This window comes from Staphylococcus sp. HMSC059F04 (assembly GCF_001812565.1).
Lineage (GTDB): Bacteria > Bacillota > Bacilli > Staphylococcales > Staphylococcaceae > Staphylococcus > Staphylococcus lugdunensis.
In genome coordinates this window covers 192924-208878 of record NZ_KV809479.1, presented here as the reverse complement: position 1 = coordinate 208878, position 15955 = coordinate 192924, and the positions used below count along the sequence as shown (strand labels likewise).

Here is a 15955-nt window from a genome sequence, read left to right as displayed (position 1 = left end):
CTAAGAATTCATAATGAATTCTGTCCCGCTCCCTATTTTTATAAATAGATAAATATGTGTAATGTATTACATATTTGTAACAGAGCTGCAATTTGTAATAATTCAGGTGGTGTCATCCATGTGTAAATTTTTTAATATTCTATTGTAAATCAAGGGTTTAAGATGAAATTTTTTACTTATAGATACGAAATTGTGTGTTACATTGAAAGACAATTATGTTTCAACATTACAAATGATGTCTATTATTGTAATTTTTTGTAAGATAGGTGTAATATAAATCGCCAAATTTTATGTTATAGTTTCTAGTGTCAAAAGTTAAACATGAATTTGAGGTAACAACTCAATACGTTTTTTAGAACATTAGAGAACAGTAAACGAAAATATACAACAATTTTTTGGAGGAATTTATTATTATGAAAAAGACAGTATTAGCATCATCATTAGCAGTAACTTTAGGAGTAACAGGTTATGCATTAACTTCAGGTCATGAAGCTCACGCAGCTGAAACTACTAACTATGATCAATTAGCTAACTTAGCACAACATAATCCATCAGAATTAAATGCACACCCAGTAAAAGCTGGCGCATATGATTTTTCTTTCGTGAAAGATGGTTTTAGATATACATTCACTTCAAATGGTCAAAACTTTACTTGGAAATATATCTACACAGGTGAAGCAGACAGCCAACCTTCAACTCAAGGTTACACTGAAGGTTCTACACAAGCAGTTAGTTCAAATGCACAAGCTAGCAACACAAATGTACAAGCAGTTTCTGCACCAAGATCAAGCTACCAAACATCAACAACTTCTTACTCAGCTCCAGCTACTTCAAGCTACAGCAGTTCAGTAAGATTATCTAACGGAAACACTGCAGGTGCTACTGGTTCTTCAGCAGCAGCAATTATGGCTCAACGTACTGGCGTTCCAGCATCAACATGGTCTGCAATCATTGCACGTGAATCTAATGGTCAAGCAAATGCACGTAACGCTTCTGGTGCTTCAGGTTTATTCCAAACTATGCCAGGTTGGGGTTCAACTGCTACAGTAAACGATCAAATCAATGCTGCAGTTAGAGCATACAAAGCTCAAGGTTTATCTGCTTGGGGAATGTAAGATAAACATTACTACAATATAAACTTAAAAAAACACTTCAAAGCCTATGCTTTGGGGTGTTTTTTTACGTACTTAAATATTCTTACAACATTGTCACAATAAAAATGTCATCAATTTAATAAAACTTTGCTATAATGGTACAGTATTCGTTCATATTAGTAGATGCACTACATAATCAAATATAAATATGAATGTTAATAGTATTTTTCTACTGGGAATATAATATCTACAAACAATATCCAAAAAAATTAACATGGTGTATTGTGAAAATTGTGAACATTTAAGTTGTGGGAGTGGCTATTGTTGAAAAAAGATTTAAGACGTATTGATCGGAACTACAAGTTAAGATATATGCCTGGACTAGACGGCCTTAGAGCCATTGCAGTGTTAGGTATCATTATCTATCATCTTAATCCCCAATGGCTTAGTGGTGGATTCTTAGGTGTTGACACATTCTTTGTTATTTCAGGCTATTTAATTACAAGCTTATTAATCATTGAATATTATCGAACAGGTACAATTGATTTAAGGGCATTTTGGATTAGACGAATAAAAAGGCTTATTCCAGCAGTGTATTTTATGGTGTCTGCCGTACTTGTCTTTATATTGCTCTTTAAACCGGATTTAATCATTGAAATCAAAAAAGATGCTATAGCAGCATTTTTGTATGTTTCCAATTGGTGGTATATATCACAAAATGTTGATTACTTTAATCAATTTGCGATAGCTCCATTGAAACATTTGTGGTCATTAGCTATAGAAGAACAATTTTATGTCTTTTATCCAATTGTGGTTTTCTTCTTGTTTAAACGTTTTAAACCGCAAAAAATCACACTTATATTATGGATTGTCTCTCTATTATCTTTGGTAACGATGGCAATTATTTTTGGTGTGACAGGGGATAGTTCTCGCGTGTACTTTGGTACAGATACACGGTTACAAACGCTATTGCTAGGCTGTATTCTTGCGTTTGTGTGGAACCCATTTGGACTTAAAAAGACAAAATATAAAATGTCCTACTTAGGTATAAATTTATCTGGAATTATTGCCTTTATTTTATTAGTCAGCTTTTTCTTCATTATTAGTGACCAAGATAAATGGATTTATCAAGGCGGGTTCTATTTAATTTCTGCCATGACATTATTTATTATTGCCAGTGCAGTGCACCCATCATCTATATTAGCGAAACTGCTCAGCTTTAAATTATTTACTTATATTGGAAAGCGATCATATAGTTTATACTTATGGCATTTTCCAATTATTGTTTTAATGAATAGTTATTATGTACAAGGTCAAATTCCTGCATATGTCTACATCATTGAAGTTATATTAATGTTTGTCATGGCTGAATTTTCATATCAATTTATAGAAAATCCAATCAGAAAAAAGGGGTTCAAAGCATTTACATTCAACCCAAAACATGTCAAACGTATCATCAGAACAGTACTCATTTTAGTATTTTTAATTCCAACGTTAATAGCGTTTACTGGTGTATTTGATAGTTTAGGTAAAGAACACGAAGCAAAACAACATTCGAAAAAGACTTCTTTTAATACTAATCATAAAAAGCAGCCGAAACCACAGCCGGATCAAAATAAAGGACAGACTAAGTTTAATATTAAAAAATCTTCACCATTGTTATTAGGAGATTCAGTGATGGTTGACATCGGAGAAGTATTCGCCGATAAAGTACCAAACGCTAATATAGATGGTAAAGTTGGACGTCAGTTAATTGAAGCTGCGCCTTTAGCTAAAGGAAAATACCAACAATATAATAAAAAAGGACAAATTGTGGTATTGGAATTAGGTACGAATGGTGAGTTTACTAAAGATCAACTTAAAGAATTGGTTGATGCATTTGGTCAGGCTGATATTTATTTAGTTAATACACGTGTGCCAAGAGATTATCAACAAAATAATAATAAGTTAATGAAAGATATAACTAAAAATAAAAAGAATGTACATTTAGTTGACTGGTATAGCGCTTCAGCAGGACATCAAGAGTACTTTGCTTATGACGGCATTCATTTAGAGTATAGTGGATGTAAAGCCTTATCAAATGAAATTATAAAAACCATTGAACAAACAGAAAAAGAGAAAAATAAATAATAATTTATTTCGGTAGAGATAAATATCAACTAAGTCACATAACCACTGAACATAAATTCTAAAAATTTAGCCAGCAAATGCGTTTCTTGCAAATTCATTTGCTGGCTTCTTTATTGACAATGCTTTGTATTATTGGCTCATTTGCTTAAGGACAGCTTGCTTTGTTTGTTGAAATGCTTTTCGCATTTCTCTTTGTTGGGGTCTCGTCATATTGTTTTATTTTCGCCCAGATATGGCCTATTTAAATATGATTGTACATTATGTTTTGAAAAAATTAAGATACTTTCGCATCAATGAATAAACGTCATTAAACAAATTGCCTTATGAAAAAAAGATAACGTGACGCACTCATATACGCTACAAATAGAAATGCCAGTTTTAATACTTTCAAATAATATTGTATTAACTATACTCAAAGAAAGGGCTTTGCCGTTTTAATTTACGTTATATTTATGTCCCATAATGTGTTATGTTTTGCTAATAAAGCACATAACTCCATAAATTGTTAGAATATTGACATTATTCGCTCAATTGCAATAGAATGTATATATTAAGTGAAACATTGAAATGTAGAGATTAGACAAAGATGTGATATATGACTAAATTAAGTAAGATAGAGTTTTTTAAGGAGGTTTACTTATGATTATTTCTCAAAGACTTGATAGCATACCAGATAGCTATTTTGGGAAAACGATGGGACGTAAAGTAGAACATGGCCCGTTACCATTGATTAATATGGCAGTAGGTATCCCTGACGGGGAAACACCTAAAGGGATTGTGGATTGTTTTGCGCAAGCCGTAAGTATCCCAGAAAATCAAAAATATGGTGCTTTTCATGGTAAAGCCTCATTTAGACAAGCTATCGTTGATTTTTATCATAGACATTATGATGTGTTATTAGATCCAGAAGATGAAGTGTGTATCTTGTATGGCACTAAAAACGGCTTAGTGGCCTTACCTACATGTGTTGTAAATCCTGGAGAGCATGTTTTGCTCCCTGACCCTGGTTATACGGATTACTTGGCGGGCGTTATGCTTGCAGATGCAAACCCCGTTCCATTAAATTTAGAGCCACCACATTATCTACCTGAATGGGATAAAGTAGAACCACATATTTTAGAAAATACAGCACTTGTCTATTTAACTTATCCAAATAATCCCACTGGTTCAACGGCAACAAAAGCTGTATTTGATGCAGCGATAAATCAATTTAAGGATACTAAGACGAAAATTGTTCATGACTTTGCATATAGTACCTTTGGTTTTGATGCTAAAAACCAAAGTATATTAGCATCTGAACATGGTAAGGATGTTGCAATTGAAATATTCTCTCTATCTAAAGGCTATAATATGTCTGGTTTCCGTGTTGGTTTTGCAGTAGGAAATAAAGAGATGATTCAAGCGCTTAAAAAGTATCAAACGCATACGAATGCAGGGATGTTTGGCGCATTACAAGATGCTGCAACCTATGCACTAAATAACTATGATGATTTTTTAGATCAACAAAATGAAACATTTAAGCGTCGTAGAAATTATTTTGAACAACAATTACTTGAAGCACACTTGCCATTTGTATCATCAAAAGGTGGTATTTATGAATGGTTGCATACGCCCCCAGGATATGAAAGTGAGACATTTGAACAATTTTTATTACAAGAATTGTCTATTTTGGTGGCACCTGGTATTCCATTTGGTCAAAATGGTAAGCACTATGTACGTATATCTTTAGCATTAGATGATCAATTACTTGAAGAGGCAGCACAACGTTTAGCCACGTTGACGCATTTATATACCAATAATAATTAGAATGTGAGGAATTCGAATGACGAAAATTAAAATCATGACAGTACGTGAAGAAGATATCCCTTTTATTGAAGATTGGGCACGAAATAATGATGTTGAAGTAGATTTAGATACTGCACAGCTTACCGAAGAAAATGTAGATACCGTAAAAGGTTTTGATGGTTTATCGTTATCACAAATGCTACCTTTATCGGAAAACATATATGCTAAGCTCCATGAATTTGGGATTAAACAAATTGCACAACGTAGTGCAGGATATGATGGCTTTGATTTAGAATTAGCTACTAAGTACGATTTAATTGTATCTAATGTGCCATCATATTCACCTACGTCAATTGCTGAATTTGCAGTGACACAAGCGATTAATCTTATTAGAAATGCCAACCAAATTCAAAACAATGTACGTCAATATGATTTTCGATGGCAACCAAGTATTTTATCACGTTCTATTCATGATTTAACAGTAGCGGTTATTGGTACAGGGCGAATTGGTGGTCGTGCGGCAGAAATATTTGCTAAGGGATACGGTAGCAAGGTGGTAGCTTATGATCCATTTCCAAATGAACATGTTGCTGAGTATGTTACATATACCGAAACATTGGAAGAAGCTGTTGGTCAAGCAGATATTGTAACAATCCATGTGCCAGCTACAAAATATAATCATCATTTATTTAATGACGATTTATTTAAACAATTTAAACAAGGTGCAGTATTTATTAATGCGGCTCGTGGGTCACTCGTTGATACAAAAGCCTTATTATCAAATATTGATTCACAGCACATTAAAGGTGCTGCTCTAGATACTTATGAATACGAACGAGGTGTCTTCCCAATTAACCATCAAGGTCAAGAACTCAATGATGCATTACTGGATGAACTAATTGAACGTGAAGATATTATTTTAACGCCTCATATCGCATTTTACACTGATGCAGCAGTTAAAAACCTTATTGTTGATGCGTTAGATGCAACATTAGATGTCTTAAATACCGGAACTACTCATTTACGCGTAAATTAATAGTAATACAATTAAAACGTTTATTAAATAAAACAAAAATGCCTTATTTTAAAACGAGACTCTCGAGCAAACAGGACAAGCTGAAAGGGGCCCCAACAAAGAGAATTTCGAAAAGAAAGCCAACGGACAACGCGAGTTGGGATGGGTCTCCAACAGTGAGAAATGCGAGGCGCATTTCAACAAGCACAGCAAGTTGGGTGGCTAAAACGGTTCTATTAGCAAGTGAACCAACAAAAAGTGTAAATAAAGAAGGGAGCGGGACTACGAATTCATAATGAATGCTGTCCCGCTCCCTATTTTTCTAGGAATTATGTCCCAAACTGCATTATGTTGGGATTTATATCTCAGATTCTTAACACAACGATTTATTTTACATCGTAACCTTGGTCTTCAATAGCATCTTTCATTTGGGCTATTGTAACTTTATCTTCACTATAACCTACTCTTACTTGACCTTTATCTAAGTCAACTTCAGCAGATGAAACACCATTTAGTTTTGCAAGAGCAGACTCTACTGCATTACGACAATGTTCACAACTCATACCTTCTACATTTAAAGTATCTATTTTCATATTTAAACCTCCACATTTTTTATATTTAGTATTTACCCGTATTATAATATTTTTTACCATATAAAGAGAAGTTTTTATAGTTTCATACGTTTTAAACGTAACGCATTGGTAACAACACTAACTGAACTCAATGCCATTGCTGCACCTGCCACCCATGGCGCAAGTAAACCGCATGCGGCAATTGGAATACCAGCAATATTATAACCAAAAGCCCAGAATAGGTTTTGTTTAATATTATGAATTGTTTTTTCGCTGGCGATAATCGCTTTTGGTAATAAGGAAAGATCGCCACCTAAAATAGTGATGTCACTTGATTCAATGGCAACTTCTGTACCTGTGCCCATGGCAATGCCAACATCTGCTTGTACTAGTGCTGGTGCGTCATTGATACCATCACCCACCATTGCAACTTGATGCTGTTCTCGTTGTAAATCTGCAACATGTGACGCTTTGTCTTCAGGTAAAACATGTGCGATGACTTTATCGATACCAACTTGTTGAGCAATGGCTTTCGCAGTGTGTTCATTGTCACCGGTAAGCATAACAGTTTGAATATTCATATCATGCAGCTGGTGAATCGCTTGCTTTGCAGTAGCTTTCACTGTGTCTGCAACTGCGATCATGCCAGTTAGTTGATTTTTCACTGCGATAAACATAACGGTTTTACCTTCAGACTCTAATTGACGACGATGCGCATCAAATTTATCTATAGCTATATTATGGTCAGATAACAATTTACGATTACCGATGAGCACGTGCTCATGATCTACGGTAGCTTGAATACCATGGCCGGGCAGATTAGTGAATGATTGTACAGTTGTTAATGTCTGTTTTTGCCCTTGACCATATGTCACGATGGCAGTAGCAAGTGGATGTTCTGAACTATGCTCAGCACTCATGGCTAATTGCAAGGTGCGTGAATCACCGATATAGTCTGTAACTTGTGGTTTGCCATGTGTGATAGTTCCTGTTTTATCAAAGACAATCGTATCAATATTATGGGTAGTTTCAACAAACGCACCGCCTTTAAATAAAATGCCGTTTTCTGCTGCTTTACCTGTACCTACCATGATAGAAGTTGGTGTAGCTAATCCGAGTGCACATGGACATGCAATAACTAAGACGGAAATGGCTGCAACTAAAGCATCTTCAAAGGAGCCAGGATGGATCCATAGTAACCAAATACTGAATGTTAGAATTGCTATGGCAATGACAGTAGGTACAAAATAACCTGAAATGATGTCAGCAAGTCGTTGAATAGGGGCTTTAGAACCTTGTGCATCTTCTACAACTTTAATGATATTAGCTAAGGCAGTATCTTCACCAACTTTTGTTGCTTTCATTGTAATAACACCTTGCTGATTCATTGTTGAACCGATGACTTCATCATCAATTGTTTTATCTATAGGTAATGATTCACCAGTTAGCATGGATTCATCAATTGCGGTTTGCCCTGAAGTGATGACGCCATCAACAGGAATCTTTTCTCCTGGTTTAACAACGAAATGTTGACCGACTTTTACTTTGGCAAGAGGGATCATCGTTTCAGTGCCATCTTGTTGAACGAGACGTGCAGACTTAGCTTGCAGATTTAACAGTTCACTTAAAGCGGATGTGGTTTGTGATTTGGCGCGTGCCTCTAAATATTTTCCAAATAGAATTAACGTGATAAGAACCGCGCTCGTTTCGAAGTAAAGATGTGGTTGATACGTATTCTTAGACAACCACTTTATCATTTCGTAAAGACTATAAAAATATGCAGCACTAGTACCTAGAGCAACGAGTACATCCATATTGGCACCGCCATGGCGTAAATTTTTATAAGCACCTACATAAAATTGCCAACCAATCATAAATTGGATAGGCGTGGCGAGCAGAAATTGGAACCATGGATTCATTAAAATATGAGGCAAGTTCATATGAAACAGATGAATCAACATGGTTAATACTAAAGGAACAGACAGTATAGCTGATAAGATGAGTTTATTTCTTTTATGTGCGAGTGCTTGCGCTTTGCACTTGTGCTGTGTTTCATCATTTTGCTTTAGCTGGGCACCATACCCTAATTGTTTAATTCGTTGGATAAGTGTATCTGCGTCGGTTTGTCCTGGATAATAATCAACTGTTGCTTGTTCAGTCGTTAAATTAACGTTGGCTTGATTAACACCAGGTTGTTTACTTAGAACCTTTTCAATGCGATTTGAGCACGCAGCACAAGTCATTCCTGTAATATCGAGTTCCAAGTTATCTGTGGCAACATCGTAACCCAATTGTTGAATTTGAGTGATGAAAGCTTGCAGCGAATATTGGTTTGGATCGTATTCAATATGTGCTTGTTCAGTTGTTAAATTAACTTGGGCAGTGACATGATCTAAGCGATTAAGCTTTTTTTCAATGCGATTTGAACACGCAGCACAAGTCATACCTGTAACAGTTAATGTAGTAGATTTGGTATGGGACATATGCAAACCTCCCTTATATTACTTACTAATATACCCCTACTAGGTATATAGGTCAATCATTCTGTTTGCATATAAAAAAAGACTGAAATCAACCGTAGTGGTAGAAATTTCAATCCTTTAATGTTTTAACGGACTTATAAAGTACGATATAGCATATGTGTAGTTCATTTTCGCAACTTTTATAGGTTCAGTTAAAAGAAGTGTCAAAAGTTAACATAGGTTTAGAAGAAATCAGAAGGGGACAACGATTCAGTTTGCTTAGAATGATGTTGAAATTGATTAACCTTTTCAGCAAAGTTTTCGTGATAATAATTAGATACGTCATCTATAATTGCATAGTTTTCAAACGTTTGAACAAGGCCCAATATGACTAATATAATAAAGACACCTTTTAAAATTCCTTTCATAATTGTAATCTCCTTTGCTATGTCATGGTATAAGTATAGTAAAAATAAATAGCAATTTCATGAGACTTGAGCAGTGATTTTATCTGGTTCTAAAGTAGTAATGAGTGAAAAAATAATAGAGATATTAAGGGTGGAATATAGCCGACAACAATAACGGTTGTTAAAGTGAATATTAGTCATTAAAATGAAACTAATAATGATGTTGTGGAGGAGATTGTAATGACAGAAAAAGAAAAAATGCTTGCTCATCAATGGTATGATGCTAATTATGATACACAATTACATCAAGATTTATTACGTGCAAAGGATTTATGTTATGACTACAATCAAACGCGACCAAGTGATTCAAAAAAACGTATTCAGATTCTAAGTGAGTTGTTAGGTTATGAAACTGAAAATGTAGTTATTAATAGTCCTCTCGATATGGATTATGGTTGGAACGTTAAATTGGGGAAAAATATTTTTGTGAATAGCAATTGTTACTTTATGGATGGTGGAGGTATAACTATAGGTAATAATGTCTTTATAGGACCATCGTGTGGATTTTATACAGCGCACCATCCATTGACGCATCAAGAACGTAATATAGGATTAGAATTAGCACTTCCAATTACAATTGGAAATAATATATGGATAGGTGGTAATGTAGTAGTAACACCAGGGGTAACAATTGGAGACGGTTCAGTTATAGCAGCTGGAGCTGTAGTTACGAAAGATGTTCCACCCAATAGTTTAGTGGCAGGTATTCCTGCCAAGGTAGTAAGAGTCATTGATGATAGTGATTCACCGAAAATATAAATACTGTTAACAGAAATAACAAATCTTTAATGGCTTTAAATAAGAAAAGTCATTAAAGGTTTTTTGTTGAGAAACATTTCAATGAGCTACGTAACTTTATCACGCATAATATACACGATATAATAAAAAAATGATATAATGAAGTGATCTTATATTACTTTCTGTTTTATTGCCAATTGAACCTTTTAGCTATAGTGGTAGTAATAGAATTAATTTTTAAGCAACTAGAAATAATATTAAATAGTACAACTTAGAAAGGAAAAATTAATATGGCATTAAAGAAATTTATAATTAATCAAATTCAAAGGAAGTTCAAATTTATATCAACTCCTCTTAAGAATAAGAAAAAATCGGCATATACTAGTAAAGTTATGACATATGCTAAATATTACGATAGATTGAAAGTAAAGAATAACTTGATTTTATATCAAGTGAGAGATGGAAAAAGTATTACAGACAGCCCCTATGCTATTTTTAAAAGTTTATTAAACAATAAAAAATATAGAAAGTATACTCATAAATGGGTAGTAGACAATGAAGCTACGCTCAATTTCTATAAACAAAAATTCTCTAAATTTAAGAATATTGAATTTATTATTAAAGAATCTGATGATTATTTAAAAGCTTTAGCAGAATGCAAATATTTATTTAATAACTCAACTTTTCCAGCTTATTATACTAAAAAAGTTGATCAAATCTACGTGAATACCTGGCATGGTACACCTCTCAAATGTATGGGCTTAGATATTGAAGATAGTCTTCGAGGCTCCCAAAACATTATCAAAAACTTTTTACAAAGTGATTATTTAATTAGTCCCAATCGGCACACTACAGAAATATTCAAGAGGGCTTTTGCACTTGAAACGATATATGGAGGACAAATACTTGAAATAGGATATCCTCGAATCGATTTAACACTTAATACAAGTAAACCATCCATATTAAGTAAAATCAGTACACATATTAATTTAGATGGCAGAGAAATAGCATTGTATTGTCCAACATGGAGAGGATCGGATGTTAACAATCCAACTGAAAGTCTGAACAACATTCTAGATGAAATTAAACAGTTGGAAAAGCATATTAACTATCAAGTATTAGTTAAAGTTCATCCATATGCATATCAAGAAGCATTAGAAAATGAAGCATTACTCCCGTATTTAATACCAGATTATTTTGATACAAATGAGCTATTATCAGCGATAGATTTAATGATCACGGACTATTCAAGTATCTTTTTTGACTTTTTAGTTACAGATAAACCCATCATATTTTATACACCAGATTATGAAGAATATGAAACATCAAGAGGCATGTATATAGGAATAGATGATTTACCCGGACCAGTTTGTCACCACATCGAAGAAGTTATCGATGCTATTCAACAACAAAGCTACTTTTCAAATAAATATCTAAAGAATTATCAACATTTCAAACAAACCTATGTCAATTTAGATAATGGTAGCGTTACCCAAACGCTCATTGATTATGTATTTAAAGGTAAAAAAGTGATAGATCCAGTAACAAATGTTGTAAATAAAAAGAAAATCCTCATTTATCCGGGTGGCATGAAGAATAACGGGATTACTTCTTCGGCCATCAACTTATTAGAGAATCTTGATTATAGCCGTTTTGATGTAACAATATTTCTTAATCGTACTAATAATGCAGAAGTTTTAAATAATTTAAATAATGTAAATGAAAATGTCAGAATTATCTTGAGAAGAGGACCTTTATTTGCGTCATTAAAAGAAATGTATATTGTCAATTTTATTAGGCAAAGAGGTTTGAATAAAACGTTTGAAAATTGGCTTTATCCTAAAAAAGTTTATGAACGTGATTTCCGTAAAGTATTTGGTAATAGTAAATTTGACTACGCTATCGATTTTAGCGGGTATTCTATGTTTTGGGCTAATCTTATTTTAGCAAGTCATGCGAAACGCAAATTCATCTTTTTACATAGTGATATGAAAGCAGATATGAAGCGCACAATTAATGGTAAAAGACCGCATTATTTAAATGTGAAAGGTGCTATTTCGACATATCAGTATTTTGATAAACTAATCAGTGTATCCGATGCGACGAAACAATTAAATAAAGAGAAGATTAATCAAAAGAACTTAAATAAGAAATTTGCTACTGCTAGAAATACAATTAATATTACTAAAATTAATCAGCTGAAAAATGATGATTCTGATAAATATGAAAAGCATGGTGAATCTGTATTAGTTAATGTGAGAGATAATAAAGTTCACTCTGTTCGATTTAGTGATGAAGATTTTAAAATAGTTACAGTAGGTAGATTGTTACCTGAAAAAGGCTTTGATTTATTGATTAAAGCAGTATCTGAATTAGTGGGACACTATCCTAAAGTAAAGCTTTATATTATAGGAGAAGGCGCACTTAGAAATCAATTACAAAAGCAAATTAAGCAATTAAAATTAGAAGACAATGTATTTTTATTAGGACAACGTAGCAATCCATTTTATATCATGAAACATTCTGATTTATTAGCTTTGACTTCTTACTATGAAGGTCAATCAATGGTATTATTAGAAGCTTTAACATTAGGTATGAACATTTTAGCGTCTGATATTGAGGCAAATCGATATGTCTTAAATGATGGCAAGTTTGGTAAACTTGTTAGTCACGATATTAAAGATATAGCTAAGGCGATTGAACATTTTATCAAAAACGAAAATGACGTATATGAAACATTTGATTATCTTTCATATAATAAGCAAGCAATTAATGAATTTTATAAGCTACTTAAATAGTTGAAGAGAGATCTGAGATGAAAATAAATGTCTCAGATCTCTCTATTTAATGTTGTTTATTATAATCTAAATATGCTGCGATACCTGTTGAAATAGTATATTGGGGTGTGTAACCAAGTTGCTGAAGCGGCTTTATGTCAGCTAATGAATGTTTAATATCGCCAACTCTCGGTGGTTCATATCGAACAGGAATGCTGTAGCCATAACTATTCTCAAAAGCTTTAAATACATCATTTAAAGTTGTTTGATGGCCAGTTCCTACATTATAGATTAAACCATTCGTACATGAATGATTTAATACCATCCATAACGCTGCCACTAAATCATCAATATAGACAAAATCGCGTGTCTGTTCACCATCACCATAGAATGTAAAAGTTTGATTATGTGAAAATTTATTATTTAAAATAGACAATACACCAGAATAATCTGAAGTTGGATTTTGTTTAGGACCATATATATTAAAAAATCTTAAACAAGACGTTGGCACATTATAGAGGCTATTATAAATTTTGACATATTGTTCACCAGAAAATTTTTGAATAGCATATGGAGACAATGGACAAATATAAGACTGCGAAACTGATTTTGGTAATTCAGGTAAATCACCATAAACGGCAGCCGATGAAGCAAAGATAAATTTCTTCAAATTGGAATTCCATTTTCGACAAGCCTCTAATAAATTAATCGTAGAATCTATGTTCACTTGGTTAGATTCTATTGGTTTTTCAACGGTTTCAACTACGCTAACCATAGCTGCTAAATGAATAACATAATCAAATTGATATACTTTTATTAATTCAGTTACAAAGTTAAAATCAGTGACATCTTTAATAAAAATATGTTCTTTATCAATAAAAGGGATATTGTCGAGAAATCCTGAACTTAAATTATCTATTACAAATACTTCGATACCTTCTTTTGAAAATTTTTCTGCTACGTGAGAACCGATAAATCCAGCTCCACCCGTAATAAGTGCTTTCATAGTACCACGTCCTTACTCATGATGTCGTTAAAAATATGATAATTATATTATACTTTATTTCTATTATAAAATTAATCCTCTATATAACATTTGTGTCGCGCTGCTTAGAATGATTAAATATAGGTTACTTAAAGAAAGGTAAGACTTTTCAGATAACATTGTGTAAGCGATTGCAAAAATGGGGGATGTAATAGTAAAATGAACTTAATGATATGAAATATCATTTTATGTAAGACAAAATACGATTTAATTTAAAGCTTTTATAAACTTAGGGGGTAATTAAGAATGGTAGTACCTTTCAAAAATGAACCTGGAATTGACTTTTCAGTGCAAGAAAATGTTGAAAGATTTCAAAAAACATTAGAAAAGGTAAAGCGTGAACTTGGTCAAACACTTCCAATCGTTATTGATGGGAAGCATATCACTAAAGATGATACATTTGATTCAATCAATCCTGCTAATACATCAGAATTAATTGCAAAAGTATCCAAAGCAACTAAAGATGATGTAGAAAAAGCATTCGAATCTTCAAATAAAGCTTATAAATCATGGAGCAAGTGGTCACATAGAGATCGTGCTGAATTATTATTACGTGTAGCTGCAATCATTCGTCGACGTAAGGAAGAAATCTCAGCAGTAATGGTCTATGAAGCAGGTAAACCATGGGACGAAGCGGTAGGTGATGCTGCTGAAGGTATCGATTTTATCGAATATTATGCGCGTTCAATGATGGATTTAGCTGACGGTAAACCAGTATTAGACCGTGAAGGTGAACATAATAGATACTTCTATAAACCAATCGGTACAGGCGTTACAATCCCACCTTGGAATTTCCCATTTGCAATTATGGCAGGTACGACATTAGCGCCAGTGATTGCCGGTAACACAGTACTGTTAAAACCAGCGGAAGACACTGTCCTAACGGCTTATAAATTAATCGAAATTTTAGAAGAAGCAGGTTTACCTAAAGGCGTCGTAAACTTTGTACCTGGTGATCCGAAAGAAATTGGTGATGATTTAGTAGACTCTGTTCACACGCATTTCATCACATTTACAGGTTCACGTGCAACAGGTACACGAATTTACGAACGCAGTGCAGTCGTTCATGAAGGCCAAACATTCTTGAAACGTGTGATTGCAGAGATGGGCGGTAAAGACGCCATTGTAGTAGATGAGAATATTGATACTGACTTGGCTGCAGAAGCAATTGTCACTTCAGCATTCGGCTTTTCTGGTCAAAAATGTTCTGCATGCTCACGTGCCATCGTACACAGTTCTGTTTACGATGAAGTATTAGAGAAAGCGATTGAATTAACAAAAGAGTTAACAGTCGGTAATACTGTAGATAACACATTTATGGGTCCTGTGATTAATAAAAAGCAATTCGATAAAATTAAAAATTATATCGAAATAGGTAGTAAAGAAGGAAAAATTGAAATCGGTGGCGACACAGATGATTCAACAGGTTACTTCATTAAACCTACCATTATTTCAGGGTTGAAATCTTCAGATCAAATTATGCAAGAAGAGATCTTTGGTCCAGTTGTTGGCTTTACAAAGTTTGATACCTTTGATGAAGCGATAGACATTGCCAATGATACAGATTACGGTTTAACAGGTGCTGTGATTACGAATAACCGTGAACATTGGATGAAAGCAGTTAATGAATTTGACGTAGGTAATTTATATCTCAACAGAGGTTGTACTGCAGCGGTAGTAGGCTATCATCCATTTGGTGGTTTCAAAATGTCAGGTACGGATGCTAAAACTGGTAGTCCAGATTACTTATTAAATTTCTTAGAACAAAAAGTTGTTTCAGAAATGTTTTAAAACTTAAACAGGCTGGGATATAAATCCCAGAAAAATAGCGCTCAAATGAATTGAATTCAACTCATCTGAGCGCTTCTTT

Annotated in this window: 11 protein-coding genes; 7 read left to right on the top strand and 4 right to left on the bottom strand. The window is 33.6% G+C overall.

Features of this window, described 5'->3' with window-relative positions:
* Positions 1-413 precede the first annotated feature (413 nt).
* The 4 genes from HMPREF2864_RS09925 to HMPREF2864_RS09910 all read left to right on the top strand — a co-directional run bounded on the left by HMPREF2864_RS09925 (position 414) and on the right by HMPREF2864_RS09910 (position 6045).
* A complete protein-coding gene (locus tag HMPREF2864_RS09925; protein WP_002460510.1) occupies positions 414-1115 on the top strand; it encodes a transglycosylase SLT domain-containing protein in 702 nt (233 codons plus the stop codon).
* Between the two features lie 300 nt (positions 1116-1415).
* The gene (locus HMPREF2864_RS09920) at positions 1416-3224 is read left to right on the top strand and encodes an acyltransferase family protein (protein ID WP_012990709.1); all 1809 of its coding nucleotides are present in this window, start codon (positions 1416-1418) and stop codon (positions 3222-3224) included.
* A gap of 642 nt (positions 3225-3866) precedes the next feature.
* A complete protein-coding gene (locus HMPREF2864_RS09915; RefSeq protein WP_176744212.1) occupies positions 3867-5030 on the top strand; it encodes an aminotransferase class I/II-fold pyridoxal phosphate-dependent enzyme in 1164 nt (387 codons plus the stop codon).
* Between the two features lie 16 nt (positions 5031-5046).
* Positions 5047-6045 (top strand): D-lactate dehydrogenase, encoded by a 999-nt coding sequence (locus HMPREF2864_RS09910; RefSeq protein ID WP_002460507.1) that lies wholly within the window; start codon positions 5047-5049, stop codon positions 6043-6045.
* Between the two features lie 365 nt (positions 6046-6410).
* Here the strand turns inward: HMPREF2864_RS09910 and copZ are convergent, their stop codons facing one another.
* The 3 genes from copZ to HMPREF2864_RS09895 form a co-directional block, all read right to left on the bottom strand.
* Entirely contained in the window at positions 6411-6617 is a 207-nt protein-coding gene (gene copZ / locus HMPREF2864_RS09905) for a copper chaperone CopZ (protein ID WP_002478585.1), read from the bottom strand.
* Positions 6618-6691: 74 nt separating this feature from the next.
* Positions 6692-9079 (bottom strand): heavy metal translocating P-type ATPase, encoded by a 2388-nt coding sequence (locus tag HMPREF2864_RS09900; RefSeq protein WP_070545539.1) that lies wholly within the window; start codon positions 9077-9079, stop codon positions 6692-6694.
* A gap of 221 nt (positions 9080-9300) precedes the next feature.
* The gene (locus HMPREF2864_RS09895; RefSeq protein WP_070572207.1) at positions 9301-9486 is read right to left on the bottom strand and encodes a hypothetical protein; all 186 of its coding nucleotides are present in this window, start codon (positions 9484-9486) and stop codon (positions 9301-9303) included.
* A gap of 219 nt (positions 9487-9705) precedes the next feature.
* Here HMPREF2864_RS09895 and HMPREF2864_RS09890 point away from each other — a divergent pair, with 219 nt between their 5' ends.
* Both HMPREF2864_RS09890 and HMPREF2864_RS09885 read left to right on the top strand, forming a co-directional pair.
* Entirely contained in the window at positions 9706-10284 is a 579-nt protein-coding gene (locus HMPREF2864_RS09890; RefSeq protein WP_002478587.1) for a sugar O-acetyltransferase, read from the top strand.
* 269 nt (positions 10285-10553) lie between these two features.
* Positions 10554-13061, top strand: coding sequence for a glycosyltransferase (locus HMPREF2864_RS09885; RefSeq protein WP_070545538.1), 2508 nt, complete (start codon positions 10554-10556; stop codon positions 13059-13061).
* Between the two features lie 46 nt (positions 13062-13107).
* Here HMPREF2864_RS09885 and HMPREF2864_RS09880 read toward each other — a convergent pair whose 3' ends face one another.
* Positions 13108-14046 carry an NAD-dependent epimerase/dehydratase family protein gene (locus HMPREF2864_RS09880; RefSeq protein WP_070545536.1) on the bottom strand — a complete coding sequence of 313 codons (939 nt, stop codon included), beginning with the start codon at positions 14044-14046 and terminating at the stop codon, positions 13108-13110.
* Between the two features lie 285 nt (positions 14047-14331).
* On the opposite strand from HMPREF2864_RS09880, the gene pruA reads away from it, so the two are divergent.
* Positions 14332-15876, top strand: a complete 1545-nt coding sequence (pruA, locus tag HMPREF2864_RS09875; protein WP_002460496.1) for an L-glutamate gamma-semialdehyde dehydrogenase — start codon at positions 14332-14334, stop codon at positions 15874-15876.
* Positions 15877-15955 lie beyond the last annotated feature (79 nt).

What these genes read in the sequence shown, in the direction of transcription:
- HMPREF2864_RS09925 (WP_002460510.1), top strand. Translation starts at nt 414, where the DNA reads ATGAAAAAGACAGTATTAGCATCATCATTAGCAGTAACTTTAGGAGTA.
- HMPREF2864_RS09910 (WP_002460507.1), top strand. Translation starts at nt 5,047, where the DNA reads ATGACGAAAATTAAAATCATGACAGTACGTGAAGAAGATATCCCTTTT.
- copZ (WP_002478585.1), bottom strand. Translation starts at nt 6,617, where the DNA reads ATGAAAATAGATACTTTAAATGTAGAAGGTATGAGTTGTGAACATTGT.
- HMPREF2864_RS09900 (WP_070545539.1), bottom strand. Translation starts at nt 9,079, where the DNA reads ATGTCCCATACCAAATCTACTACATTAACTGTTACAGGTATGACTTGT.
- HMPREF2864_RS09895 (WP_070572207.1), bottom strand. Translation starts at nt 9,486, where the DNA reads ATGAAAGGAATTTTAAAAGGTGTCTTTATTATATTAGTCATATTGGGC.
- HMPREF2864_RS09890 (WP_002478587.1), top strand. Translation starts at nt 9,706, where the DNA reads ATGACAGAAAAAGAAAAAATGCTTGCTCATCAATGGTATGATGCTAAT.
- HMPREF2864_RS09885 (WP_070545538.1), top strand. Translation starts at nt 10,554, where the DNA reads ATGGCATTAAAGAAATTTATAATTAATCAAATTCAAAGGAAGTTCAAA.
- HMPREF2864_RS09880 (WP_070545536.1), bottom strand. Translation starts at nt 14,046, where the DNA reads ATGAAAGCACTTATTACGGGTGGAGCTGGATTTATCGGTTCTCACGTA.
- pruA (WP_002460496.1), top strand. Translation starts at nt 14,332, where the DNA reads ATGGTAGTACCTTTCAAAAATGAACCTGGAATTGACTTTTCAGTGCAA.